Genomic DNA, 26,821 nt, shown 5'->3' with positions numbered 1-26,821 from the left:
CCCTTGTGGGTGCTCCATTTTAATAAATACAAAAAATAGACATCGGCAACAAGCGGCAAAGCGACTCAAGCTGAAAATATATGAAATTCAGCGGCGATCCGAATAACGACGATGTGGACTAAACGCACGCTTGATTACTGCCTCAACCTGAAGAATCGCTAAGCGATTTGGGCGCAAGATGTGGTCCTCTCTATGGACAGCGTGCGCTAATATGAATAGAACTGAATGTTCAGGTAATGAACTGGAATTTAAGTGCGTGGGCGGATTATAGCAGAATAATTTTAAAAGTCACCTTTTTTAATTGGTTTTTCTATTACATCACATTTATTATCAGGGCTTTCAGCTCCAAACCGCTTTAAAATTAGACAGCAGATTAAAAGATATACAGCGAAATATCAGCAAGTTAAAAATAATAAAAAGTTCTTTTTTTTATGAAGCTCGCGCAATTACAAACAGAAAAATAATATGTATTTTTACAAAAAATTGAGAGGGGCATGCCAATTTCAAGGAGCTTACATCCTAACCCTCCCCACATAAGACACTTGTGCTGTTCATTCAACATGACATTTTAAATCCACATAAAGATTAAAGCGTGAATAAGTTTTAAATTTCTCTTTTTCTATCTCATTATTTAAATAAATTATTATTTCCTCATCGACCTCAAAGCAATCAAATAGATCAGAATTTCGTTTCCCTATTTTCTAAACGCATAAAAAAACCCTCAAAGTATTGAGGGTTTTTTCTATATCTACAAATTATTTTGCAGCTTCGCCCCAAGCTGGAACAACGTTTTGCATCAATGGCTTTAACATCTTAAGTGAACATGCAAGCACCTGACCATTGTCAAATGATTCATTACCACCGCGTGCATCAACAACAACACCGCCCGCTTCTTTCACGATTAATTCGCCCGCAGCGATATCCCACGGTTTTAAACCAAGTTCAAAGAAACCATCAAAACGACCTGCAGCAACATAGGCCAAGTCTAAAGCAGCTGAGCCGCCACGACGGATTTGCGCGCCAGATTTAGTCACTGCCAATAATGATGCAAAATGTTGTTCTGCATAAGAAACAATTTCACCATTACGCTTTGCACGGTACGGATGGCCTACTGCAAGGAACGTATTTTCAAGGCTTTCTTTTACATTTACACGGATACGGCGTTGATTCATCACTGCACCACGACCGCGGCTTGCAGAGAACAGCTCATCACGTACTGGATCATAGATCACACCGTGTTGAGTCACACCTTTATGTTGAACTGCGATAGAAATACAGAAATGCGGGAAACCGTTGATAAAGTTTTGTGTACCGTCTAAAGGATCAATCACCCAGCACCAATCTGCATCGTGACCTTTACCTTCTTGCATACCAAACTCTTCACCAAGGAAGCTGTGGTTTTTATAGCTTTTGCGAAGTGTATCAATTGTAAGTTGTTCCAAGTAACGATCAACACGTGTTACTGGACCATCAATGCCTTTTTCTTCAACTTGTAAATCGAGTTTATGACGATTTTGATGTGCCTTTAAAAGCTCTTGACCAACTGTTTGAGCCGCACGCGCAGCCATAACCACCATAGGTTCCATTGAACACCCACTACAAATTTGAAGATTTTGACAAAGAATAATGCATAAAAGCGCGTATATTCTAGCAAATATAAGCGCTTTTAGGGGAAAAATGTTGCGAAAAATTATTTTCGCGTTTACATCAACTTATAAGTTAGAACCAAGCTTGCTCAATTGAAGCTAAAATTCCCTGAGCATCTAAACCACAATCTTGCAACATTTGCTGATGCGTGGCTTGATGCAAGAATGCATCTGGCAAACCAAGATTCAGGATTGGTTTTACAATTTTTGCTTGAGCCATGAATTCATTGACGGCACTGCCTGCTCCAGCCATTACGGCATGTTCTTCAACAGTGACAAACAGTTGTGTGCTTTCTGCCAAGTCACGAATCATTTGTTCGTCCAATGGCTTTACAAAACGCATATTCACAACACGCACGCCAATAGCATGCTGATGTGCAAACTGTTCTGCAGCTTCAACCGATGGCGCAACGCGGCTACCAAAAGCCAGAATGCTGATGTGCTGTTCAGCATCAACATTAAATTCAGCAACGATTTCAGACTTGCCAATTTCCAAAGCTGTCATTTGCTGTTGAATTTCAACACCCGTACCCGCGCCACGCGGATAACGTACCGCAGTTGGTCCTTCATAGAGGTAGGCGGTATGGAGCATCTGACGACATTCATTTTCGTCTTTCGGCGCCATAATAACCATGTTAGGCACAGTACGCATATAAGCGTAATCGTATGCACCTGCATGCGTTGGGCCATCTTCACCCACTAAACCTGCACGATCGATACCAAAAGTGACATCCAGATTCTGCAAGGCAACATCGTGAATCAACTGGTCGTAACCACGTTGTAGGAAAGTTGAATAAATCGCGACAACCGGTTTTAACCCTTCACACGCCATGCCAGCGGCTAAAGTCACCGCATGTTGTTCAGCAATTGCAACATCAAAGAAACGCTCAGGATATTGCTGTGCAAATTTCACCATGCCTGAGCCTTCACACATCGCAGGTGTAATGGCGAGCAGACGTTCATCTTGAGCAGCTTCATCACATAGCCATTGCCCAAATACATCTGAGTATTTAGGAGGTGATTTTTTTACGGGTGCTGCTGCGGTTGGCGCGATCTTAGTAATCGCATGATAGGTAATCGGATCTGCTTCCGCTGGTGCGAAACCTTTACCTTTTTTAGTATAAATATGAACTAGACGTGGACCTTTACGTTTTTTAAGTGCATGGAAAACCTGTGCCAGTTGTTCCACATCATGTCCGTCAAATGGCCCGAAATAATCAAAACCAATTGCTTTAAATAAATTATCAGCGGCATCTGTCGCAGATTGATGCAAACGTGAATTATAGGTCCACTTTGGATGAGGTTGAACATAGGCTTCACCCTGTTCATTCACATTGATCAATTGCCCCGTTTCCCAAATGGCAGCCAGATGTTTGGCAAAACCACCCGTACTACAAGAGATCGACATATCGTTATCATTTAAGACTACGATCAAGTCCGCATCATGTGCAACTGCATCATTCATGGCTTCAAATGCCATACCTGCCGTCATTGCACCATCACCCACGATTGCAACGACATCACATGGATCTTTTTGATAACGGCGAGCCAGTGCCATACCCAAACCTGCTGAAATAGCAGTTGAGGAATGGCCTACACCAAAGGTATCAAATTCAGATTCATCACGTGCAGGGAACGCAGCCAAACCATTTTTACTACGAATGGTAGCGATGCGATCACGACGACCTGTCAGCACTTTATGCGGATAAGCCTGATGGCCCACATCCCAAACCAAACGATCATCTGGCGTATTAAAGCTATAGTGCAAGGCCACAGTCAGTTCGACTACTCCTAAATTTGCACCAAAGTGTCCACCGCTCTGCCCAGCTGCATACAAAATATATTGACGTAACTCATCCGCCACTTGAACGAGTTGGCTTTGCTCGAGCTGACGTAATTGTTGTGGATGATCAATTCCATCTAACAATGGCGTAACAGGGCGTTGAGTTGGAATTTCGGTATACAACATAATGTGGCAAAGCCTTTTTAAGCCTGGCAAGTCCGAAGCTGGGTTAAATGGGGGCAATCATACAATTAAATATGATCTGCCTTCAATCAGCCACACGTGCGAATGATGTAGTGCTGAACATTCTTATGCAATTTTTAAAGAATGACCCGTAGATTATCCTGAATTATGTCACTGTTTATCAACCATTATTGTGTGCTTTGTATGAAAAAGAAAAACTTATATAAAAAATCAGAAATTCCAGTTCGCGCAATCTTCACACATTAAGCTATACTCAGACTGTTTTTATGATCATAGTGAGTTCTCTGTGCCGATTGAATTTATTGCAACATCAAAGCTGCCGACTGCCTTTGGTGACTTCAATATTTCCGTGTTTCAAGATCCAGAAACGGGTGAGGAACATGTGGCGCTTTCTAAAGGGTTAGAAACTGCTCCCAATAAGCCTGTACTTGTGCGTATCCATTCAGAATGCTTGACTGGTGATGCTTTCGCTTCACTTAAATGTGATTGCGGCCCACAGTTACAAGCCACTCAACGCCTGATTAATGATGCAGGCCAAGGCGTAATTTTATATTTGCGTCAAGAAGGGCGTGGTATTGGTTTAACCAATAAAATCCGTGCTTATGCCTTGCAAGATCAAGGTCATGATACCGTTGATGCGAACCTGTTATTGAACTTACCTGCTGATGCGCGTCGCTACGATATGTGCAGCATCATGCTCGATCATCTTCAAGTTAAAGAAGTGAAACTGGTCACAAATAATCCACTTAAATTAAAAGCATTGACTGATCTGGGTATTAATGTGGTGGAGCGTGTCCCACTGACTGTCGGTCGCAACCCATTCAATGAACAATATTTAAAGACCAAACGTGAACGTATGGATCATCTCTATAAAAAAGATGACTTCTAATTCATTTTTCAAAATGTTTAAAAATAAAGCAGTTAAGGGATTTTAGTTGTAAAAAACAAAAATCCCTTACTTTTTTTATGGATTTATGTTTTGATATCAGTAATTCCTAGATCTTATCAAGAGGATCATCATGCAGCATCCAACTTCAGCTGATATTCAACGTGTTCGCGAGTTTCTACTCGATCTACAGGCACGCATTTGTGCAGGACTAGAGCAACAGGAACGTGCAGGCGGTGGTACCGCTGAGTTTATCATTGATGATTGGCAACGAACCGAAGGCGGTGGTGGTCGCTCTCGTGTTTTGCAAAATGGTGAAGTGATTGAAAAAGGTGGGGTCATGTTCTCCCACATCAATATCAGTAAACTCCCCGCTTCAGCGACTGAACGTCATCCACAAATTGCGGGTGCAAAGGCACAAGCACTGGGCGTATCGTTGGTGATTCACCCGAAAAATCCGAATATCCCAACCTCTCATGCCAATGTCCGCCTATTTGTGGCTGAGCCTGAAGGCCAAGATCCAGTGTGGTGGTTTGGCGGTGGTTTTGACTTAACCCCATTCTATCCAGATGATGAGGATGTGCTGAATTGGCATCAAAAAGCCCATGACCTGTGCCTGCCTTTTGGTGAACATGTTTATGCCGAACATAAACAATGGTGTGATGATTATTTCTATTTAAAACATCGTGATGAACAGCGTGGTGTAGGCGGTTTATTCTTTGATGATTTAAACCAGTGGGATTTCGAAACCTGCTTTAAATATATGCAGGCGGTCGGAAATGGTTATTTAGAGGCAATTTTACCAATTTTTGAAAAGCATCGTGAGCAACCTTATACCGAAGCTCAACGTGAGTTCCAGTTATATCGTCGTGGCCGCTATGTTGAATATAACTTGGTATATGACCGTGGTACGTTGTTCGGCCTACAGACTGGCGGGCGTATTGAATCGATCTTGGTGAGCTTGCCGAATCTGGCAGGCTGGTCATATCGACCTGAATGGGATGCAGATTCGGCTGAGAAGCGTCTCACCGATTATTATCTAAAACCACGAGACTGGCTGGGTTTAAATAAATAAAAGAAATGATTCATCCCTGACCTATAGTTCAGGGATGAAATCTTTTAGGGAATCTTAAAATAAAAATATTGCGGTATTGGGGATGGGGCGCTGGATTAAGTCTGATCTAAAATTTTGCATCAGTTCCCGACTCAATGACTGCGGTGTATGTTTTAGCGTGAGCAATAATTGTAAGAACTGCCCATGCGTAAATATAGCTAAGTTTTGATGTACATATTCCTGTGCCAATTGTCTTAATTTTTCATGAACACACTGCACTCGCACATATAAGTCAGCAAAAGATTCCGCATCATCGGCATCCCGATAGTCATAATCCATTCGCTTCCAATACGCATTAACCCATTGCTTGCGATCATCCAGATTGGTGTTAGCGCATTTCCTTTCCGAGAGATAACTAAACTCATGCAAGTTGTGATCGACTTCTGCTGTGATCTGATATTTGTGTAAAATCGGTTGTGCGGTTTGATAGGTTCTTTGGTATTTAGAAATAATGACGTGATCAATAGTTGGCAATGCTTCACAAAGTTGTTCTGCCTGCTGCTTACCCTGCTCGCTCAATGCAATTGCAGCATGCGATCTAGTTCGCCCATTGATATTGGCTTCACTCTGCGCATGCCGAATTAAATAAATACTCATCTTTAAAACTAGACCCAACATTTGCAACTCTAAAAATATCAAAGCATGTTCTTGTCCTGAAATCATGCCCTCTTTGAATGTTCAGGTGTAAATCAATATTGCAGCATCCCCCTCAACTTTATAAACTTTAACGACCTCATAAGAATGATTCCCTCATGACCAAACAATTTGCTGTAATTGGAAATCCGATTGAACAATCACGCTCACCAGAGTTACACCATGCATTCGCAGCAAAAACTGGGGTCGACTTAAACTATAAAAAAATTCTTGCGCCATTGGATGGTTTTGAAAATACAGCCAAAGCATTTTTTGCCCAGAATGGTGTGGGGATGAATGTCACCGTACCCTTTAAAGAACAAGCCTTTGCGTTATGTGATCAACTAACTGAACGTGCCAAGATTGCCAAAGCTGTGAATACGCTGTGGATGGAAGATGGCAAGCTCTATGGCGACAATACTGATGGTCAGGGTCTGGTTGCAGCAATTCAAGCACTAGGCTGGGAACTTAAAGATAGCCGTATTTTGATTTTAGGGGCTGGTGGTGCAACGCGTGGCGTGATCTATCCATTAGTACAAGCAGGCGCGAAGCAGATTGTGATCGCGAATCGTACCCTCGCCCGCGCGGAACAACTGGTTGAAGATTTAAAAGATGCTGTGCCACAAACTGAGCTTAAAGCGATTCGCCTAGAACAGCTTTCAGGTGAGTTTGATTTTGTGATTAATGCAACTTCAGCAAGTTTAACGGGAGATGCTTTACAGTTGCCTGAAAGCTTAATTTTCCATCATGCTTATGAAATGGCCTATGGCAAACCTTCCAGCTTTCTGGATCAAGCCCAACAACGCCAAGTGCCTGCTACGGATGGTTTTGGCATGTTAGTGGGTCAAGCAATTGAAGCGTTCTCTATCTGGAATGGGGTTAAACCTGAACTGAAAGATTTTTTATAATCGATTAAACATTAGATAGAAAAAGAGCCTGTATATTACAGGCTCTTTTTTGTGGTGAATTACTTAAGATTTAACATCTTCTGATAGACCTCTTTAAAGATGCCATAATCAATAAATTCATTATGTTCAATCTTTAAGGCTTTGATCGATTGCTCAGACAGTTTGTTTTTACGTGCATCGACATATACCTGCCCCAAGATATTTGCCGTTTGTTCGAGCCAGCGTTTTTCTTCACCTGACACACCGTTATCTTGTTCGAACTGGATTTGATATTGCTTGGCAAATAACTGCTGCGGCTGCTTATACTGCGCCTGTAGCTTTTTCCATGCCTGACGCTGTTGATCACCCTGCATTGCATCACTGACGATATGATGAACCGAACGTCCTAAACGATCATCAAACTGGTCTTCATATTCCAGATGATGTTTCTTTTGCAAAGCTTCAATCTTTTGCAGTGCTTTTCCTTCTGGATTATAAACATCTTCATCGGCATACCAATAAGCATATACACTGGCAATTTCCTGCAACTCTTGGCTTGAGTAACGCTGCACGATGTGTGGCGCACTTTCTGTCAATTTAGCAATAAACACTGCTTTATAAGTTGGCTCATAAGCACGTGTTGCATCATAACGCTGTTCCGCAATGACATTGAGCTGATCATCTAAAGATAGCGTATACGGCTCCGCTGAACGCTCCTGAATACCGGTCTGCCCCAACTTTTCAGAGAAGCTGTTCACTGCCTGCTCTAGCATTGAACCTTTGCTGGCTTCTGCCCATGTTTTCGCCTGTTTCAACTGAGCCTGATCAATCGGCGTACCTTTACCATAATTGGAAATCAGCATATCTGCCTTGACATTAAAGCGTGATTTCAACTCAGGCAGACCATAATTTAAATCATAGTCAATCTTCACAGCACGCCCTTTGGCATCCAATCCGACATCCATAATAAATGGGTTACGTTTATCAACAGGCGGTAAAGCTTTCTCAATGTCCGCCTGATGTTTAAGCCAAAGTGTTTTAAATGCCTGATCATCAACAAACTGGTTTTGATCGTAAACCGCAAATTCTTTTTCAACAGCTTGTAACTTCTGGATATAAGTCAAGAAACCTGGTTCAACGGGCTGATCCGAGAAGACGTCAATGCCATATACACTTTGACAATACTGTACGTCACCATAAGTCGTGTTTTTAGTGTTTTGCAATACCGAACATTGTTCTTCGCTTAAGCCAGTTTGCGCCTCAGCTTCTGAGGCAGTTGCTTCATCTGCTGCCGCGTCTGCCTGCTGTGAAGCTTCTTCTGCAGCTGCTACAGCGTCATTCGCGGCTTGACTCGCATCTGCACTCTCATCAGCATAACCTTCTTCGACATCCTCAACCCCAAAGTGCTGATTCACAAGACGATATAACTGTTGGCTAACTAAGTTTGCATCATCTGCCGAATCTTTTGCTTCCAGTAATGAGGCTTTAGATTTTGACTCCTCGGCATTGGCAACTTCGTCTGTAACCAGTTTTTCTAAATTCTGCGCTTTCAGGTTTAAAACGCTTTGCATCAAATATTTTTCATTGACCTTGCTATATAAGTTCGCTTGTAAAATCAGTTCTTCAACCGAGGTTTTTAAACGAATTTTTTCTACGACACCAGCCGCCTGATCAGCGGAGGAAACAGATAAGGCCTGAATATTATTTTGATCCGCAAGACGATAGTAAACCGCGCTCGACGCTTTGACATATTCAGCAAATTTCTTGTAATCCACTTGCTTGAAAGCATCCTGATATTTTGAAAAATCCAGATAGGCCAGATTGTTCTGGTTTTCTTTATTGACCAGATAAGGCATCAAGGCAAAGTAGTTGATGTAAAATTTATAATTATTCAGATCAAGTACCATTGGCACTTTGGCTTGTACCAGCAGCGTCGGCTTTTCATAACGCGCGGTCAGGTTAAATGATCCCATTTTCTGGCGATAATGCACTGAACCATCATATTCAAACTGCATTTCATTCAGGATATTGGTCATGATCTGAGTAAATTTGTCGGCCTTGGAACGACCAGAGGTTTTTTGATCTTGCGCCAGTGCCGTATACAAGGCTTGCTTCTGTTTATTGTTTAAATTGACCTTCTGATCTCGTAAGTATTGGTCAACTTTTTGCTTAAGCGCTGGATCTAAAGATGCAGGTTCAGCTTTTGCATTATTTTTACTCGGCTCCTGATCAACATGAATAGTGAATTTCCCACGATAGTCATAGCTTGGATATTCATAGATGGCATTGAGGCTATTCACCGCCTTCTGCTCAAGGTTCGCCGAAGCTGGATTGGTTTTAATGACATGTTGAGAACATGCAGAAAGACTGAGACCCATTAAACATAAAGTTAAATATTTTAGACGCATAGCTTTACCAAACACCTTTATATCATTATATTTTCAAGTATAGAATTAAGTATTTTTCACGTTTAATATTAGTTTAGACACCAACAGAAAAGTGATTTTTCCATCTCCATCGAATCTAGACGATTCGCTTTTCTGACATTCTTTTCCCCAGTGATTATCAATGTATTTTTATCACCATTGTGAATAATCAAAGTATCGAAACAGATAATCCAAAATGATTCAAATACAGGATTAAGATTATGCCAGCTTATAAAGCCCCGCTCCGTGATATTCGTTTCTTAATGAACGAAATGTTAGATTATCCAGCACATTACCAAACTTTGACAAGTGGTCAAAATGCGGATGCTGATACGGTTGATATGATTCTTGAAGGTGCGGCAGATTATTGCGAAAACGTACTTTCTCCGCTTAACCAGTCAGGTGATGAAGAAGGCTGTACGTTCAACAATGGTGAAGTGACGACACCTAAAGGCTTTAAAGAGGCGTATGACCAGTTTGTGATGGGTGGCTGGCAAGGTCTTTCTTATCCAGAAGAATTTGGTGGCCAAGGCTTGCCAATGTCTTTAAACCTGATCAAATCTGAAATGATGGGGACTGCCAACTGGTCTTTCACCATGTATCCAGGTTTAAGTACAGGTTGTATGAACACCATCATGCAGTTTGGTACAGACGAGCAAAAAAATACTTATATGCCTAAACTGGTTGAAGGCACTTGGTCAGGCACAATGTGCTTAACTGAGCCTCAATGCGGTACAGATTTAGGTCAGGTAAAAACCAAAGCAGAACCAAATGAAGACGGTACCTATAAAATTTCTGGTACCAAAATCTTCATCTCTGCGGGTGAACATGATTTAACAGAAAACATTATCCATATCGTATTGGCTCGCCTTCCAGATGCGCCTGCTGGTACACGTGGTATCTCTCTATTCATCGTGCCTAAATTCATCCCGACTGCTGATGGTGGCGTGGGTGAGCGTAATGCGGTGTCTTGTGGTTCTATCGAACACAAAATGGGTATCAAGGCTTCTGCAACTGCCGTGCTTAACTTTGACAATGCAACAGGCTACTTGATCGGTGAGATCAACAAAGGTTTACATGCGATGTTTACCTTTATGAACACGGCTCGTATTGGTACCGCAGTTCAAGGTATTGCACACGCTGAACTGTCTTTCCAAGGTGCTTTACCTTATGCCAAAGACCGTATGTCAATGCGTGCCCTTTCTGGCAAGAAAGAACCTGAACGTGTAGCTGATGCGATTATTCACCATGCTGATGTTCGTCGTATGTTATTGACGCAAAAAGCGATTGCTGAAGGTGGTCGTTCAATGATCTACCATGCGGCAAAACTTGCGGACAAAATGACAGATGCATTGGTCAGTGGCGATCAGGCAGCTTATGAAGCTTATGATGACAAGCTTGGTTTCTATACACCGATCTTAAAAGGTTTCTTGACTGAGCTTGGTTTAGAAGCAGCCAACCACGGTATGCAGGTTTACGGCGGTCATGGCTATATCCGTGAATGGGGTATGGAACAAATCGCACGTGATGCCCGTATCTCAACGTTATATGAAGGCACAACAGGCATTCAGGCACTCGACTTGATTGGTCGTAAGGTGCTCTTAAGCTCGAAAGGTAAAGTGGTTCGTGATTACACGGCTGAAATCTTGAAGTTCTGTGCAGCACACGCACGTAATAAATACTTACGCCGTTTCGCATGGGATTTAACCAAGCTTTGCGCACAATGGAACACTTTAACGGTTCGTATCATGCTCGCTGCACGTAAAGACCGTGACATCGTTTCTTCAGCTTCGGTTGATTTCTTGATGTTCTCTGGTTATGTGATGATGGCTTACTTCTGGGCACAACAAGCCGTTATTGCCTCTGAGAAATTAGAAGCAGGCAACGGTATCGAAACACCTGAATTCTATAAAGCAAAAATCAAGGTTGCTGATTTCTACTTTGACCGTTTATTACCACGCGCTCAAGGCCATGCCGAGTCAATGGTAACAACGTCTCGTACCTTGACTTCACTTGCACCAGAACACTTCAGCTTCGATTACTAATCAAGGCTGTAAAAAAAGAGCGCTTCATGCGCTCTTTTTTGTTTTGCAAAAGATGGTCGTTTATTCCACTCTTTTAAAAACATAAGCCTGTTGGGGAAAAGGATATTCTTTAAAGAATTTACGGTTATTGCCGTTCCCTTCATTCCACATCTTTTCCAGATTAAAAACCAGATCCTGATTTTGATTAATCTGATAATAAAGACTTAAATCTGCCGCATCACAACGAACCATAATTTCATTCAATTCTTTATGGACGTGCCAGTGCACCTGCTTACAGGTTTGTTCAATCTTGGCAACGCTACGTGTTGGATCAGAACCGAGACGCCCAAAGCTGGTATTGGTCCAGTACACAGAACCATCACTTAATAAATTCAGAATATATTCAGCTTCTTTTTCATTATTTACACAGCCAGCGAAAGGATCTGTACAGGGAATGCGGGCATGATAACGACCGACATAAATCAGATCGGCTTCTGAAGGCTGACTATGGTTCTGTTGACGTACCACTGGGTGTGGCAAAGTTGCTTGTCCAGCAACCTGATTGAGTGACATCGCTTCTGTATCAGAAGAAGCATGCTCTTGTTCATCTGCGAGGACATGACTCGCCTCACGATCCGATTGCGTCTGGGGTTGTTGTCTTACAGGTTCCGGATGACGGCCATCACAAGCAATCAAACCTAAACTCAATAAGACTCCTACACTAACATGCTGTAAGAATAACCTGAACTGCATATCTATAAATCTCTAACATCAACATCGCTATCGCGTACTTTTCACTACATTCCCTAAAATTTTGCACAATAAAATATAGGGTTCAATTGAGTGCTCGTTCATCGCCTAGAAAGGTAATCAAAACGGCCGCAACAAGATGGAAATAGCAAATTAAAAAGCAGTGTGCTTTAAGTCGGTGCATTTTAGGCGATACTGTTGTTTTTTCCAGCAACCATTTACACAACTTAACTAATCTCTCATCTGTTTAAACTTTAAAAAAAATCAATTGCCCCTATTTCTTAAGTAACAGCAGCCATTCAATGAATATTTTACTTTTTGCTGCCGTTTCATGAATTTAAGGAGACAAACTCGATGACCAACTCTGGTTTATATCGCTCAAACCAACAAAGCATGATCGCTGGTGTAATGGGCGGTATTGCGGAACGATTTGGTTGGAATGCAAATTTATTACGCCTGATCTTTGTTGTGATCTCGATTATGAGTGCCGCCTTTCCAGGTATTTTGGTGTACCTCATTTTGTGGTTGGTCATTCCAAAACAGCAACAAGCTCGTGTTGACCATGTTCAAGGCTACAACCAGCCTGTGAAAACAGTTTATGAAGACCAAGGCATAAAACGTTAATTTCACTTTTACCTTTTTGGTCGCTACGGTTGAAATTACCCCTAATCCAACCGTAGCTTTTTTTATTTAAACCAATTTTCGGTTAAGCTGCTGTTGTAAGGCAGCGATCATATCTGCACGACTGATAATTCCCACCAAACGCTGATTCTCCACTACAGGAATATAGTTAAAAGACTTTTCTACAAAGTACGGCACTAAATCCTGAATTGGCTGTAACGGATCAACGGTCACCACTCTCCGACTCATAATCTGCCGCACAAAATGCTGCCATGAATTACGTGGATCGGTCGCGCCCTTAAACCATTCCACCACTTCGTATAAAGCCAGCGTTCCCACTAGATTTTCTTCTGCATTGACCACAGGCAAACTCATCAGATTAACCGCTTTGAATTTATCCAGTGCCTGATGAATATCATCATTTTCATGCAGTTTAATGACATCCCGACTCATAATATCCTGACAGACAAATGAGTTGACCAGACGCTCATTGGCATGCTCTTGTGCTTCTAAAATGATTTTTTCCAGATCATATTGGCTAATGTCCAATAGCTCGGTGTGATGCTCTAAAGCGTATTCAATATCTTTCGGCTGGATCGAAACTTTCTGTGTCGGTGTTGGATCTTTAGATCGCTCATTCACATGTGCAGTTAAAGGATAATGGCGCCCAATCAAACGGTTAAATACCACCGCGAAAACTAATAATAAAATCGAGTTCAGAAGTACGGGATATAACACGAAATGGAAACCCAGCCGATGTACCGCTTCCCCACCTAACACAGCTGTAATCGCCACTGCACCACTCGGTGGATGCAGCGAATCTGTGGTCATCATCATAAAAATTGCTAACCCGACCGCCACACTAAAAGCGCTCGTCAGGTCAGGCAAAAATTGAGTACAGGCAACGCCGATTAAACCCGCTAAGGTATTACCAACCACCACATTCCACGGTTGCGCTAAGGGACTATTGGGCACAGCAAATAGCAGTACCGAAGAAGCACCCATAGGTGCAATGTACCATGCGTTCATGCCACCCAAGACGTACCAGCTAATGAGTGAAGAAATCGCCAAGCCACATAAAGCGCCGACACCTGAAAGCATCCTCTCCCTCAAAGGCAGGACTTTATAATTAGGTTTGAGAAAATTTAGCCAGTCTGATGGGGTAGAGCTCACAATGCACCTTGCTGGAATAGTGTTGTTTTATTCGAGACAGAAGTATACGCCTAAATCCCAACTAAGATGTATTTAATCTATATCTTTATGACATGAGCAAATCTGATAACCTAAAATTCTCTTGTCATTTTGAACAGATTTGTGCCTTCTACAAGGAGCTTTTCTATTTTCACTACCATGTCATATTCGGGATGGGGATATGGATAAAACCGACCTATTTACACTATTAATTTGTGTGCTTGCAGCCGTATTACATGGCCTGAGTGGTTTCGGTTTCCCCATGATCAGCACCGCTGCTCTTTCACTGGTTTACCCATTATCAACTGCCGTGGCGATGGTCATTATTCCTTGCATTCTCATGAACTTGAGTATGTTAAAAACGGCACAGCAAAACTCATTTATTAAAACACTAAAGGACTACTTAACAAGATACTGGTTATTGATTGGGGCAAGTCTCATTGGAAGTTTGATCGGGGTCAACCTACTGATCAAAGTCCCTGAAGGCTATTTAAAAATCATGTTGGGCATCGTCATGCTGTTGTATGTGATAGACCAGTTTCGCCACAAACCATTGCAAATTTCCGCCTCACTACGAAACATGCTACTGTTTGGCCTACTGGCGGGTATTGTCGGTGGTGCAACCAATGCCATGGCACCTTTTCTGATGATGTATCTATTAAGTACCCGTCATCAAAAAAATGAAATCGTCATCATTAGTAATTTAAGTTTTCTTGCCAGCAAGCTGGTTCAACTCTTGTTACTTTATCCAAGTCTGCTTAATTTTGATCAGGCGCAAATATGGCTTCTGGCTATCGTGACAATAGTTTCTCTTATCTTTGTCTATTTAGGAGCAAAAATCAGAAATCGACTTTCCCAACAGAAGTTTAAATACATCATTTTTATTATTTTAACAGTGCTTGGTCTCAATGCACTTTGGCAGGGATTCCTGCTGCTTTAAAACACTCAGATTCTATTATTCTTTTTTTCTTAACTGGTCAAAGCGTTTTCAACAGGACTCTATAACGCTTGAATAAGGATATTTTTATGAATGTACCTCATTTAGAGACTCCGACCAATGCAATGCCCAAAGGCCTGCTTAAAGGCTGGGTGATTATTATCATTGCAACTTTATTATCTTTAGGTCTCTATCAAGTTCTACCTTATGATGAAAATGCCAATAAAGGTTTAAGCCTTTTATTATTTATTGCAATTTTATGGCTAACAGAAGCAATTCATATCACAATTACGGCTCTCTTGATTCCCGTATTGGCTGTACTGATCGGAATGCCTTCCGAAAGCAAAGGCGAACTGGTTCCTATTAGTACGAGTAAAGCCCTAAGTACATTTGCCGACCCAATTATCTTTCTGTTCTTCGGTGGTTTTGCTTTAGCAACAGCCCTACACATCCAGAAGCTTGACCGTAAAATCGCAATGTGGATTATTTCCATGTCTCGAGGACATTTAGGCATTTCCGTCCTGACTATTTTTCTTGTGACCGCCATTCTGTCCATGTGGATTTCCAATACTGCAACAGCAGCAATGATGCTACCTCTAGCGTTAGGATTGCTTTCACATTTAGATGTAGCTAAAGAGCGTAAAACCTTTGTATTTATCTTACTTGGGATCGCCTACTCTGCCAGTATTGGCGGTTTAGGTACTTTGGTCGGCTCTCCACCAAATGCGATTGCAGCGAAAGCACTGGACTACGACTTTACCGACTGGATGAGAATCGGTTTACCTATGATGCTGCTGATCTTGCCGGCTATGTTAGTCAGCCTGTATTTGGTATTACGCCCAAAGCTGAATCATAAAGTTGAGTTTAAAACCGAGCATATTCCATGGACGAAAATGCGTATTGCCACCATGTTGTTATTTATCGGTACGGCACTGGCCTGGATTTTTAGTAAAAGTCTGAGTGAAAGCTTCGGGATCAGCCAACCAGATACTTGGGTGGCACTGAGCGCAGCCTGCCTCGTTGTCATATTAGGAACTGCGACATGGAAAGATATTGCGGATAATACCGATTGGGGTGTGTTGATGTTATTTGGTGGAGGTTTAACCTTAAGTGCAGTACTCAAAGATTCAGGTACATCTTTAGTGCTAGGTCAAACTTTGGCAAATGCATTTGGTGATGCCTCTCCTTTGCTGATTATCATAATTGTTGCGACCTTTATTATTTTCCTGACTGAATTTACCAGCAATACAGCGTCTGCGGCCCTACTTGTGCCTGTCTTTGCAGCGATTGCGGATCAAATGGGAATGCCTAAAGAAATTCTAGTCATCGTGATTGGTATCGGTGCTTCATGTGCCTTCATGCTTCCGGTTGCAACACCTCCGAACGCAATTGTATTTGGTACAGGTTTTGTCCAACAAAGTGAAATGATGAAAGTCGGTTTTATCCTGAATATTTTATGTATTGCACTCGTTTCCAGCTTTGTTTATTTATTCTTTATCTAATATTGAAAAAGCGCTTCGGCGCTTTTTTATTAAGCCCCAATAAATGGATGGACTATCTAAACATATTTTTCATTGAGATAACGCCAATAACGTTTCGGCAAATATTGCACATGTAATTTGATATTTTGTCGTTCTTTAATATTGATACTATTAAAATAATCCTTCCATAATTGATCATATAACGCCTCCTGCTCATCCAGCTCCAACTGGAAGCTTTGACTAAAGCCCGTTTCGATATTACGGTCAACCTCTTTCACATCCATCGAAACTTCATGAATCTCATGCAAGTCATAATACAGCCCATATTGACGTTTCTCATCATAAATCAGCCAGCGTTGATCCTGATAACGGCGTTTAAAATGCGGTTGAATCAAAGGCAACACATTAAAATCAGGCCGTATCAAACTGAGAAATAGCCCATCTGTCGTTTTCTTAAAGCGAATAAACGCCTCCATCCGATGCTTTTCACGTCCGACTTTTTTAGTCCATTGCGAAATCGCTAACACACTTGGATGTAAATAGTCCTTTTCTACAGAAAGCTGCTGCTGGAACACATAAACACAGTAATTAAATAAATGCTGATATGCCTCAAGCGATTCAGATAAAGACGTAAAATAAAATTGCCTTAATGCCGATTGTGACAGTTTTTGTTGCAGGCCTGACCAGACTCGTTGCGCATGCTGCTCATGCGTCGGCACCTCAATAAGACTGGCAAATAAGCCATGCTGTGTTTGATTTTCCAGACACAGTTGCACCTCAAATTCTTTGAACTGAAAGGCTCGAAAAACACAACTCAGCAACCCTGCCATTGAGCCATCAAAGCAATACGCCACTGGTGCATTCAACACGGCTAAAATCCCAAACTGAGTTGCGGTGATAATTGTTGCACGTACTTTGATGAACCTTGCGTCAAGATTTGCTGGCGAATGTAATTTGGAGACAGTTCTTTTTGAAAACGCGGACTATCTTCACAACGAATAAAAAATTTCGCCCGCGAATAGGCCACACCGAGCTGTTTCAATAAATCAATATGGATCTTGCCAAAGCGACGGGCCTGTACAATTTTCTTGGCTGATTTCACCCCGATGCCGGGCACACGCAACACCATCTGATAATCGGCACGATTTAAATCCACGGGGAATTGCTCAGGATGACGTAAAGCCCAGCTCAGCTTCGGATCAATATCCAAATCCAGATGCGGAAAGCACTCATCTACAATTTCATTGACCTGAAAGCCATAAAAACGCATCAACCAGTCACTTTGATAAAGCCGATTTTCGCGTAATAACGGCGGTGCCGAACCCACTGCGGGCAAATAATTATTTTCGGTATTGATCGGGATATAGCCTGAGAAATATACCCGTTTGAGTTTAAATTCTTTATAGTGCCGATCCGCCATTAACAACACATCCTGATCGGTTTCCTGATGTGCGCCCACCACCATTTGTGTGGTTTGCCCCGCTGGTACATATTTGGGGACGTGCTTGATCACCTGACGTTCATCTTTCAACTGAATCAGACGATCCCGAACTAAACCCAAATCTTTTTGTACTTCCTGATGCGACTTTTCAGGGGCAAAAGTTTTCAGTCCGACTTCTGTCGGCATTTCCAGATTGATGCTCATTCGGTCAGCATATAACCCAGCTTCATGAATCAGTTCTGGTGAAGCCCCCGGAATGGTTTTGAGATGAATATAACCATTAAAGTTTTCTTCAAGACGCAGTTTTTTAACGACCTGTAGCATGCGCTCCATGGTATAATCTGCGGATTTAAAAATACCTGAACTGAGAAATAGCCCTTCAATATAATTACGACGATAAAAATTAATGGTCAGGTCAACCACTTCCTGCACGGTAAAGGCCACACGTTTCACATCATTAGAACGGCGTGATACACAATAAGCGCAATCAAAAATACAGACATTACTGAACAGGATTTTCAGCAAAGATACACAGCGTCCGTCTTCGGTATAGCTATGACAAATCCCCGAATGACTGGCATTCCCTAGCCCCTTATCTTTATTTTTACGGTCACTGCCGCTGGAGGAACAGGACACGTCATATTTGGCAGCGTCCGCAAGAATCTGGAGTTTTTCACGAATGCGATCAGACATTTCAAACGACCTGAAGAAACAGAGAATATCGTTTAAAAATTAGCATTTCAAAGTTGTGAAATTAAGTACCCAAAAGATGCAATACGTCATGAGGTGACGTGTGGATTTTCACTTTAAATCCAGCCGACTTATTTCAACGTCATTTAATCGATCTATAAATATAATTAAGAAGAATCGATCTATTTTTTATTTCTGATCAGAACTTGCGGGTGAACTGTTAGAAGCCTTTGCCACTCACCACCAAAATCCTTATACTTAACCACAATTTTTGTTTGATTCCAGTGGATGCACCATGAGTCGTGCTATATCGCATATTGACACATTTCAGGGCTTGATTCTTGCCCTACAAAACTATTGGGCGGAGCAAGGCTGCGTCGTATTACAACCATATGATATGGAAATGGGCGCAGGGACATTCCACACTGCAACCTTCTTACGTGCTTTAGGACCAGAAACCTGGAACGCGGCTTACGTTCAACCTTCACGTCGCCCAAAAGACGGTCGTTATGGCGAGAACCCAAACCGTTTACAACACTACTATCAGTTCCAAGTGGTACTTAAGCCAAACCCAGATAATATCCAGCAGCTTTATCTTGATTCATTAAAAGCAATCGGCATTGATACGCTGACACACGACATTCGTTTCGTGGAAGATAACTGGGAATCTCCAACACTTGGTGCTTGGGGCTTAGGTTGGGAAGTCTGGTTAAATGGTATGGAAGTGACTCAGTTCACTTACTTCCAGCAAGTGGGTGGTATTGAATGTTACCCAGTCACAGGTGAGATCACTTACGGTTTAGAACGTCTGGCAATGTACCTGCAAGGTGTAGACTCAGTTTACGATCTGGTTTGGACCAAAGGTCAATTCGGTACAGTAACTTACGGTGATGTATTCCATCAAAACGAAGTTGAGCAATCAACCTATAACTTCGAATATGCACCAGTCGATAAAATGTTTGAGTTATTCGACTTCTATGAAGCCGAAGCGTCTCGTTTAATCGAAGCGGAATTGCCACTTCCAGCCTACGAACAGGTGATCAAAGCATCACATTGCTTTAACTTGCTTGATGCACGTGGTGCAATTTCTGTGACTGAACGTCAACGTTATATTTTACGTGTTCGTACTTTGGCGCGTTCAATTGCACAAAGTTATGTGGCTGCCCGTGCCAAACTTGGTTTCCCAATGGCAGAACCACATTTGCGTGATGAAGTATTGGCTCAGCTCAAAGCACAAGTTGAGGCAGAAGCAGCCCAAGCTGAAAAAGCGAAGGAGAATAAATAATGACGAAGCATACAGTTTTATTCGAACTTGGCTGTGAAGAACTTCCACCGAAAAGCTTAAAAACCTTACGTGATGCTCTCAAAGCAGAAACTGAAAAAGGCTTAAAAGATGCAGGCTTAAATTTCGCCGCTATCGAAGCCTATGCTGCACCACGTCGTTTAGCATTGAAAATTGTTGATATCGATGCGGCTCAAGCAGATACACAAAAACGTTTTGACGGCCCTGCTGTACAAGCTGCTTATGATGCTGAAGGCAAACCAACGAAAGCACTTGAAGGCTTTATGCGCGGTCAAGGCATTACGGTTGACCAGCTTTCAACTTTCCAAGCGGGTAAAGTTGAAAAAGTATGCTTCCTGAAAGATGTCAAAGGTCAAAGCCTTGATGTTTTACTACCACAAATTTTACAGACTGCATTGGACAACTTACCAATCGCAAAACGTATGCGTTCAGCGGCAAGCCGTACTGAATTCGTGCGTCCAGTAAAATGGGTCGTATTACTAAAAGATGCTCAAGTCATTGATGCAACCATTCAAGATCATAAAACAGGTAATGTGACTTATGGTCACCGTTTCCATGCACCTGAAGCAGTGACTTTGGCGCATGCAAATGACTACTTGGCAACCTTGGAAAAAGCGTATGTGGTTGCTGATTTTGAAAAGCGTCAAACCACGATTCAAGCACAAGTGAAAACATTGGCAGATGAAGTCAACGCCACTGCAATTGTGCCAGCAGACTTGCTTGATGAAGTGACTAGCCTTGTAGAATGGCCTGTTGCCTTACGTGCAACTTTCGAAGAGCGTTATTTAGCTGTTCCGCAAGAAGCCTTGATTACCACCATGCAGGATAACCAAAAGTATTTCTGTTTAATCAACGCCGAAGGTAAATTACAGCCTTACTTCATTACCGTTTCAAATATTGAGTCGAAAGATCCGACTCAAATTATTGAAGGAAATGAGAAAGTTGTTCGCCCTCGTTTGTCTGATGCAGAATTCTTCTTCTTACAAGACCAAAAGCAACCGCTTGCGTCTCGTAAAGACAAATTAGCCAACATGGTCTTTCAGGCACAGTTGGGTACGCTTTGGAATAAATCTGAACGTATTGCGAAACTGGCTGTGGCATTGTCGCCGATTACAGGTGCAAATGCTGCCGATGCAGAGAAAGCAGCATTATTGGCTAAATGCGACTTAACTTCTGAGCTTGTGGGTGAATTCCCTGAACTTCAAGGGATCGCTGGCACATACTATGCTCGCCTTGAAGGTGAGAATCATGAAGTTGCTGAAGCTTTAGGTGAGCAGTATTTACCTAAGTTTGCTGGTGATGTATTGCCGCAAACCAAAACCGGTACAACCATTGCTCTTGCGGACCGTTTAGATACATTGGTCGGTATTTTTGGTATTGGTCAAGCACCAACAGGTTCGAAAGATCCATTTGCATTACGTCGTTCTGCGATTGGTATCTTGCGTTTAATCATTGAAAATGAATTAGACATTACGATTGAAGAATTGGTGAACTTTGCATTGCAAGGTTATGGCGACATCATCAAAGATCATGACAAGACACGTACCGATGCAGTTGCTTTCCTTGAAGGTCGTTACCGTGCTAAATACGAAGATCAAGGCGTTGCAGTTGATGTGATTCAGGCGGTTCAAGCGCTTGCACCAAAATCTCCACTGGATTTTGATAAGCGTGTGACTGCGGTCAATCATTTCCGTACCTTGCCAGAAGCGGCTGCATTGGCTGCGGCAAATAAACGTGTTGCTAATATTCTTGCTAAAGAAGCAACGCCTGAAGGTGCTGTGGTTGAAGCGAATCTGGTAGAAGCTGCTGAAAAAGCACTTTATGCAGAACTTCAAGCATTGACGCCTGTGGTTCAACCATTGCTTGCTGCACGTAACTATACAGAAGCCTTATCTAAGCTCGCTGCGCTTCGTGCACCAATCGATGCCTTCTTTGAAGGTGTAATGGTGATGGCAGATGATGCAGAGTTAAAAGCTAACCGTTTACGTTTACTCGCTCAACTACGTGATTTATTCACGGCAATTGCGGATGTAAGTGTATTGCAGGGTTAAGTAGCAATTCTTAACACTTGTATAAATTTTAAAAACCTATTATCTTTTTCGATAATAGGTTTTTTTATAAATGACATGAACATTAAAGAAGAAATAAAAACAAGCGTTGCATCACTCAAAGTGAATTCAAGCAATGAAGCTGAAACCCGTAGAAAAATTATAGATCAAATACTAGAAAAAATCCTAGGATGGAATGTATTAGATATCTGCTACGAAGAAAAGGTACAAGAAGATGGTATTACAAAATATGCTGATTATATTATAAAAAATGCAAATAGTTCCATGCTTATAGAAGCGAAAAGAATAAGTATAAGATTTCAGCTTCCTAAAAACACATTATCAAAATTAAATTCGACGCTTGTAAAAGATGAGATAGGTGATGCTATTATTCAGGCTAGAGATTATTGTAGAAAAATGGGAATACCTTTTGCGATTGTAACAAATGGCGATCAATGGATTATTTTTCCAGCTTCAAGGATAGACGGTGTAAGTTTTTCAGAATCATCTGCAATAATTTTTCATAATATTGATGATGCTCTAAATGAAAGGTTTGATTATTTTTACAAACTATTATCCAGAGAAGGTTTTATAGATGAGAATCTTAAAATAGAACTCATTGGTAGAAGTGAAGATCAAATTGAAATTAGACGGCTTAACAAAATCTTTGCAGGAACAACAAATCAAACAAACCCAGTTTTTCCATTAATAGATAAAGAGGTAACCGTTGCATTTTCTGATTCTTTAATTAATGAAAACCCCGAATTATTAGAAAAGTGTTATGTATCTACAAATGATCGGCAGAAATTTGATCAAAAAATACAAATGCATTTGCAAAAAAAAGAGTCTTTATTTTCTAAATCTTTACGACCTATGCGCTCGAAAGAATCAAATAGTTTTAGAGAAAAAATTAAAGCATCTACTAATTTAAATAGGCCTCTAGCAATACTTATACTTGGCAGTGTAGGTTCAGGTAAAACCACATTTATTGAATACACACACAAAATTTCAGCCAAAGAATTTTTCAATGAAAAGTTACCTAATCCCCCCCAATGGATAAAAATAGACTTTCGAAATTTTTCTCAAAATCAAATACCACTAGATTTTATTTACAACAATATCTTCCAAACAATTACAGAGACTGAGAACCATATATTAAACAGTTATGAAAAAGTAGTTTCAAAAGCTTATAAACAAGAAATTGATAGTTTAAAAAAAGGACCTCTTTTCCTAATTGCTAATTCTCCAGATAAACTTCAAGAAAAAATTTCTGAAAAAATATATGCTGACTATGAAAACAAAATTGCATATATAGATAAAATATTAAAATACTATACTCAGATTTCGCCTGTTTTTGTTGTAATTGACAATGTTGATCAATTCGAATCTGATACTATTCAATCTGATATTTTTTCAGATGCTATTGCTTTTGCGGGAAAATTAAATATTAATTTAATTATAGCAATGCGTGAATCAACCTATGTTAATCATAGAAGTTCACCTACATTTGATGCTTTTGATTTTGACCCTATTCTAATTGAACCACCACCAATCCCTTCCGTCATCTCTAAAAGATTTAATTTAACTGAGCAACTCTTGGAAAGAAAAAAGGGAGCCTTTAAAACTCTTAATGGAGCAAATTTTGAAGTAAATAATCTAGCTGACTTCATACGATTAACTAAAAGCTCCGTATTAGGAACTGAAATAGGCAATCGTATAGATGTTTTATCAAATCATGATGTACGTTTAGCATTAAGAATGACCCGAGAATTTCTTTCTAATGGTTACACTGATCCAGGTAAAGCAATAAATTTTTATCAGAGTGGTAAAGAATATCGCTTACCTGTCCATGAAGCATTTAGATCCATATTACTAGGTAATAGATCTGTATACGATGAAAATTACTCTGTTATCGGCAATCCACTAGACTCAAAACTCAATCAAAACAATAGCGAATTATTAAGACTTTTTATACTAGCAGCATTAGTTAAACAACATTCTACAACTGGTTCCGAATTTATTACTGCTTCAGATATAGCCTATAACTTAACCCAAATTGGTTTTAAAGAAGAAATAACACTTTCAGTTTTAACAAGCTTATGTTCTCTTCGTTTTATTCATACTAGGTCACATAAAAATGCAGATATGACTAGTAGCTTTTATCCGAGTCGCTTAGGTGGACACGTCATAAAAATTCTTCTTGGCGATTTAACATTTATAGAGAATATTTTGATGGATACGTTTATTTCGAATAAAGAAGTTTGGGACCATATGAAAAGACTTAGTACAACTATCTCAAGTGAACGAGATATTATTCATAAACTCGAATTAAGGATAGAGCGTGCTAAGTGCTTCTATAATTATATGGAAAATTTATATGAACCATTATTAATAGAAGCCAACCACCGAAAACTAGATCCTATATGGCTTACCCATCCTTTAAAAGAGCAAAAGGATGGTTTTTATTCAAATTGTGAATATGCTATGCAAAGCGCTATACGAAATTATCCTAAAAAGTGATTTTATAATTACTAAAACTAACAAAATGCATATTTCTTATATTAGGATAAATTAAGAATATAAGTGAATATATTTTCTCTTAAGGAGCAAAAACAACATGCTTAATTATAAGTTTTTTTTCCTAACATTAGTTTTTGTTACCTCGTCTTCTCTCTGGGCAGCAGATACAGCAACCACCACAACAACTGCTTCGAATGCAGAACCTGAAAAAGCGATGCCTTATGGCGACAACCCAAGTATCGGTCGTGTATTACTTTATAAAACAGGTAAAGGCATGCAAAACTTAGGCAACTCAATTCAAGGTGCATCTGAAAACACATCTCAAAAGATCAGTGAAAGATGGCAAGACACCAAGAAATATACTGAAGAACAATCTGAAGTTGTTCAAACACAAGCAGAGAAAGCCAAACAATTTACGGCTAAAAAATGGCAAGATACTAAAGATGCAGTCGTCGGGACCAATGAAGGAAATGTTCCAATTGAGCGTGCTGGACTCAGTCAACCTTCATCAAATTAAACAAAAACCTCTAGCTAGATACTAGAGGTTTTTTTCCATCTTGCTTTAGCTTAAACAGGCTCGGTCTGTGGTTCGACCTGACGATCAATCAGGTATTCATTTAAATTAAAATGACTGAGTTGCTGGCGCATCTTAAACGTTGTCCACGGCCATACCGTACTGTTACGTCCATTACGATCAATGAAATAACTCTGACAGCCACCTTTATTCCAGACCGTGGTTTTTAAAGCGTCTTGCACACGTTGATTAAACTGAGCCATCCGCACAGGATCGGGTTCAATGGTTTGAATATTTTGTTGAATCGCCTGTTTGAGCGCATCAATAATATAGGCAAGTTGCGCTTCGATAATGATAAAAGCCGAAGAACTCACCGCAATATTTGGCCCAAACATCAAAAATCCATTTGGACAGTCAGCCACCATCGTTCCCATATAACCTTCTGGACTGCCCTGCCAAACCTCTGACATGCTTTGACCATGACGGTTAAAGACGCGTTGGGCAATTGGTGGTTCAGCCACTTCAAAACCTGTCCCGAGAATAATGACATCTGCCTCTACGCTACGACCATCACTGGCAAATAATCGATTGCCTTTAACTTCACTTAGGCCAGCAGCCACCACTTCAACATTCGGTTGTGCCAAAGCAGGATACCATTCATTGGACTGGAGAATACGCTTGCAACCAATCACATAATTCGGCGTAACTTTACGGCGTAATTCAGCATCTTTAATTCCCTGTTTAATGTGAAATTCAGCGATACGTTGTACTTGCTGCATCGCTGCATTACTTTGCAACCCGCCATTCAGCGTCTCAAAAATGCCGTATACCGAACCGCGCATAAGCGATTGAGCCACAGGTAGATATTTAAAAACTGTCTGGATCGGACGAGGCAAAGGCATATCCGACTTCGGCAAAACCCAGTGTGGTGTTCGTTGAAAGACTGTCAGTTGCTTTACTAAAGGTTGAATCTGGGGAATAAACTGAATGGCAGATGCGCCCGTACCTATCACAGCCACGCGTTTTCCAGTTAAATCCAGATCATGCCGCCAACGCGAAGAATGGAAAATTTCCCCTTTAAAATCTTTTAATCCATTCACATCAGGAATGACAGGCTCATGCATCGGGCCACACGCCATAATCGCAAACTGCGCATGAAACTCGCCTTGATTGGTACGCACAATCCAGCATTGTTGTTGATCTGACCAGCTTGCAGCCAATGCCTCATGCTGAAAATAGACATGCGGCAATACCTGATATTTTTGGGCGGTATTTTGCAAATATTGTTTGATTTCAGCCTGTCCAGCGAACACTCGACTCCACGAAGGATTCGGTTCAAAAGAATAGGAATACAACGCCGAAGGCACATCACAGGCACAACCAGGATAAGTATTTTCACGCCATACGCCACCCAGCTCATCCGCTTTCTCAAGCAAGATAAAATCATGAATGCCTGCTTCTTTCAGTTTGATCGCGGCCCCTAATCCCGCAAAACCACCACCAATGACAATGACCCGATGAAACGGTATAGCTTTCGATTTCATATTCATGCGCTCTTTTCCCTCTTTTTATATCGACAACACTATGGCATTAACCCTCCGCATGTTCATTATCAAGACAGGTCTTTTATCTGGTCATTTCTGACACAATTTGCTAAGTAGCATTTCTATTGGATTTATTTAAAAAAATAAGCTTAAAATTTACAGTGTTATCTCAAAACAT

General features: G+C 41.0%; 20 protein-coding genes. 11 read left to right on the top strand and 9 right to left on the bottom strand.

The annotated features are described in order from the left end of the window. Positions 1–755 precede the first annotated feature (755 nt). Both PJ15_RS10335 and dxs read right to left on the bottom strand, forming a co-directional pair. Positions 756–1,586, bottom strand: coding sequence for an inositol monophosphatase family protein (locus tag PJ15_RS10335; protein ID WP_047430472.1), 831 nt, complete (start codon positions 1,584–1,586; stop codon positions 756–758). 133 nt (positions 1,587–1,719) lie between these two features. Next, the gene (gene dxs, locus PJ15_RS10330) at positions 1,720–3,615 is read right to left on the bottom strand and encodes a 1-deoxy-D-xylulose-5-phosphate synthase (protein ID WP_047430468.1); all 1,896 of its coding nucleotides are present in this window, start codon (positions 3,613–3,615) and stop codon (positions 1,720–1,722) included. Positions 3,616–3,919: 304 nt separating this feature from the next. Here dxs and ribA point away from each other — a divergent pair, with 304 nt between their 5' ends. Further along, positions 3,920–4,522: a GTP cyclohydrolase II gene (ribA, locus tag PJ15_RS10325; RefSeq protein WP_004775924.1), complete on the top strand. Its 603-nt coding sequence runs from the start codon at positions 3,920–3,922 to the stop codon at positions 4,520–4,522. Positions 4,523–4,652: 130 nt separating this feature from the next. Further along, positions 4,653–5,594 carry an oxygen-dependent coproporphyrinogen oxidase gene (gene hemF, locus PJ15_RS10320; protein WP_047430465.1) on the top strand — a complete coding sequence of 314 codons (942 nt, stop codon included), beginning with the start codon at positions 4,653–4,655 and terminating at the stop codon, positions 5,592–5,594. 54 nt (positions 5,595–5,648) lie between these two features. Here hemF and PJ15_RS10315 read toward each other — a convergent pair whose 3' ends face one another. Next, on the bottom strand, positions 5,649–6,230 hold the full coding sequence (locus PJ15_RS10315; protein ID WP_047430684.1) for a histidine phosphatase family protein: 582 nt from the start codon (positions 6,228–6,230) through the stop codon (positions 5,649–5,651). Positions 6,231–6,385: 155 nt separating this feature from the next. Here PJ15_RS10315 and aroE point away from each other — a divergent pair, with 155 nt between their 5' ends. Beyond that, complete coding sequence (aroE, locus tag PJ15_RS10310) at positions 6,386–7,174, top strand: shikimate dehydrogenase (RefSeq protein ID WP_005259856.1); 789 nt, start codon at positions 6,386–6,388, stop codon at positions 7,172–7,174. A gap of 59 nt (positions 7,175–7,233) precedes the next feature. Here the strand turns inward: aroE and PJ15_RS10305 are convergent, their stop codons facing one another. Next, a complete protein-coding gene (locus PJ15_RS10305) occupies positions 7,234–9,561 on the bottom strand; it encodes a hypothetical protein (RefSeq protein WP_047430681.1) in 2,328 nt (775 codons plus the stop codon). Between the two features lie 239 nt (positions 9,562–9,800). On the opposite strand from PJ15_RS10305, the gene PJ15_RS10300 reads away from it, so the two are divergent. Next, positions 9,801–11,624: an acyl-CoA dehydrogenase C-terminal domain-containing protein gene (locus PJ15_RS10300; protein WP_047430462.1), complete on the top strand. Its 1,824-nt coding sequence runs from the start codon at positions 9,801–9,803 to the stop codon at positions 11,622–11,624. 60 nt (positions 11,625–11,684) lie between these two features. Here the strand turns inward: PJ15_RS10300 and PJ15_RS10295 are convergent, their stop codons facing one another. Further along, positions 11,685–12,356 carry a hypothetical protein gene (locus PJ15_RS10295; protein ID WP_004775932.1) on the bottom strand — a complete coding sequence of 224 codons (672 nt, stop codon included), beginning with the start codon at positions 12,354–12,356 and terminating at the stop codon, positions 11,685–11,687. Positions 12,357–12,707: 351 nt separating this feature from the next. Between PJ15_RS10295 and PJ15_RS10290 the strand changes: the two genes are divergently transcribed. Then, positions 12,708–12,977: a PspC domain-containing protein gene (locus PJ15_RS10290; protein WP_004775933.1), complete on the top strand. Its 270-nt coding sequence runs from the start codon at positions 12,708–12,710 to the stop codon at positions 12,975–12,977. A gap of 66 nt (positions 12,978–13,043) precedes the next feature. Here PJ15_RS10290 and PJ15_RS10285 read toward each other — a convergent pair whose 3' ends face one another. Next, the gene (locus PJ15_RS10285; RefSeq protein ID WP_047430457.1) at positions 13,044–14,147 is read right to left on the bottom strand and encodes an HPP family protein; all 1,104 of its coding nucleotides are present in this window, start codon (positions 14,145–14,147) and stop codon (positions 13,044–13,046) included. 199 nt (positions 14,148–14,346) lie between these two features. On the opposite strand from PJ15_RS10285, the gene PJ15_RS10280 reads away from it, so the two are divergent. Next, positions 14,347–15,105: a sulfite exporter TauE/SafE family protein gene (locus tag PJ15_RS10280; RefSeq protein ID WP_047430455.1), complete on the top strand. Its 759-nt coding sequence runs from the start codon at positions 14,347–14,349 to the stop codon at positions 15,103–15,105. Between the two features lie 86 nt (positions 15,106–15,191). Beyond that, the gene (locus PJ15_RS10275; RefSeq protein ID WP_047430452.1) at positions 15,192–16,604 is read left to right on the top strand and encodes an SLC13 family permease; all 1,413 of its coding nucleotides are present in this window, start codon (positions 15,192–15,194) and stop codon (positions 16,602–16,604) included. 56 nt (positions 16,605–16,660) lie between these two features. Here PJ15_RS10275 and PJ15_RS10270 read toward each other — a convergent pair whose 3' ends face one another. After that, positions 16,661–17,452, bottom strand: a complete 792-nt coding sequence (locus tag PJ15_RS10270) for a TIGR03915 family putative DNA repair protein (RefSeq protein WP_047430449.1) — start codon at positions 17,450–17,452, stop codon at positions 16,661–16,663. Between the two features lie 2 nt (positions 17,453–17,454). Then, complete coding sequence (locus PJ15_RS10265; protein ID WP_047430446.1) at positions 17,455–18,717, bottom strand: putative DNA modification/repair radical SAM protein; 1,263 nt, start codon at positions 18,715–18,717, stop codon at positions 17,455–17,457. 292 nt (positions 18,718–19,009) lie between these two features. Here PJ15_RS10265 and glyQ point away from each other — a divergent pair, with 292 nt between their 5' ends. The 4 genes from glyQ (at position 19,010) to PJ15_RS10245 (ending at position 25,102) form a co-directional block, all read left to right on the top strand. Then, on the top strand, positions 19,010–19,999 hold the full coding sequence (glyQ, locus tag PJ15_RS10260; protein WP_004775941.1) for a glycine--tRNA ligase subunit alpha: 990 nt from the start codon (positions 19,010–19,012) through the stop codon (positions 19,997–19,999). Then, positions 19,999–22,068 (top strand): glycine--tRNA ligase subunit beta, encoded by a 2,070-nt coding sequence (glyS, locus tag PJ15_RS10255; protein WP_047430442.1) that lies wholly within the window; start codon positions 19,999–20,001, stop codon positions 22,066–22,068. The genes glyQ and glyS overlap by 1 nt, the downstream gene beginning before the upstream one ends. A gap of 75 nt (positions 22,069–22,143) precedes the next feature. Beyond that, positions 22,144–24,585, top strand: coding sequence for a P-loop NTPase fold protein (locus tag PJ15_RS10250; protein WP_047430436.1), 2,442 nt, complete (start codon positions 22,144–22,146; stop codon positions 24,583–24,585). Between the two features lie 97 nt (positions 24,586–24,682). After that, positions 24,683–25,102: a hypothetical protein gene (locus tag PJ15_RS10245; protein WP_047430433.1), complete on the top strand. Its 420-nt coding sequence runs from the start codon at positions 24,683–24,685 to the stop codon at positions 25,100–25,102. Between the two features lie 50 nt (positions 25,103–25,152). Here PJ15_RS10245 and PJ15_RS10240 read toward each other — a convergent pair whose 3' ends face one another. Continuing rightward, entirely contained in the window at positions 25,153–26,649 is a 1,497-nt protein-coding gene (locus tag PJ15_RS10240) for a flavin-containing monooxygenase (protein WP_047430432.1), read from the bottom strand. Positions 26,650–26,821: the final 172 nt, after the last annotated feature.

Source organism: Acinetobacter sp. neg1, assembly GCF_000788125.1.
Taxonomy (GTDB): domain Bacteria; phylum Pseudomonadota; class Gammaproteobacteria; order Pseudomonadales; family Moraxellaceae; genus Acinetobacter; species Acinetobacter vivianii.
The sequence above is the reverse complement of the archived record's forward strand: the minus strand, read 5'-3'. Positions and strand labels throughout refer to the sequence as shown.

What these genes read in the sequence shown, in the direction of transcription:
- PJ15_RS10275 (WP_047430452.1), top strand. Translation starts at nt 15,192, where the DNA reads ATGAATGTACCTCATTTAGAGACTCCGACCAATGCAATGCCCAAAGGC.
- glyS (WP_047430442.1), top strand. Translation starts at nt 19,999, where the DNA reads ATGACGAAGCATACAGTTTTATTCGAACTTGGCTGTGAAGAACTTCCA.
- PJ15_RS10290 (WP_004775933.1), top strand. Translation starts at nt 12,708, where the DNA reads ATGACCAACTCTGGTTTATATCGCTCAAACCAACAAAGCATGATCGCT.
- dxs (WP_047430468.1), bottom strand. Translation starts at nt 3,615, where the DNA reads ATGTTGTATACCGAAATTCCAACTCAACGCCCTGTTACGCCATTGTTA.
- PJ15_RS10295 (WP_004775932.1), bottom strand. Translation starts at nt 12,356, where the DNA reads ATGCAGTTCAGGTTATTCTTACAGCATGTTAGTGTAGGAGTCTTATTG.
- PJ15_RS10335 (WP_047430472.1), bottom strand. Translation starts at nt 1,586, where the DNA reads ATGGAACCTATGGTGGTTATGGCTGCGCGTGCGGCTCAAACAGTTGGT.
- aroE (WP_005259856.1), top strand. Translation starts at nt 6,386, where the DNA reads ATGACCAAACAATTTGCTGTAATTGGAAATCCGATTGAACAATCACGC.
- PJ15_RS10280 (WP_047430455.1), top strand. Translation starts at nt 14,347, where the DNA reads ATGGATAAAACCGACCTATTTACACTATTAATTTGTGTGCTTGCAGCC.
- PJ15_RS10305 (WP_047430681.1), bottom strand. Translation starts at nt 9,561, where the DNA reads ATGCGTCTAAAATATTTAACTTTATGTTTAATGGGTCTCAGTCTTTCT.
- PJ15_RS10245 (WP_047430433.1), top strand. Translation starts at nt 24,683, where the DNA reads ATGCTTAATTATAAGTTTTTTTTCCTAACATTAGTTTTTGTTACCTCG.
- PJ15_RS10250 (WP_047430436.1), top strand. Translation starts at nt 22,144, where the DNA reads ATGAACATTAAAGAAGAAATAAAAACAAGCGTTGCATCACTCAAAGTG.
- PJ15_RS10315 (WP_047430684.1), bottom strand. Translation starts at nt 6,230, where the DNA reads ATGAGTATTTATTTAATTCGGCATGCGCAGAGTGAAGCCAATATCAAT.
- PJ15_RS10300 (WP_047430462.1), top strand. Translation starts at nt 9,801, where the DNA reads ATGCCAGCTTATAAAGCCCCGCTCCGTGATATTCGTTTCTTAATGAAC.
- hemF (WP_047430465.1), top strand. Translation starts at nt 4,653, where the DNA reads ATGCAGCATCCAACTTCAGCTGATATTCAACGTGTTCGCGAGTTTCTA.
- glyQ (WP_004775941.1), top strand. Translation starts at nt 19,010, where the DNA reads ATGAGTCGTGCTATATCGCATATTGACACATTTCAGGGCTTGATTCTT.
- PJ15_RS10240 (WP_047430432.1), bottom strand. Translation starts at nt 26,649, where the DNA reads ATGAATATGAAATCGAAAGCTATACCGTTTCATCGGGTCATTGTCATT.
- PJ15_RS10265 (WP_047430446.1), bottom strand. Translation starts at nt 18,717, where the DNA reads ATGTCTGATCGCATTCGTGAAAAACTCCAGATTCTTGCGGACGCTGCC.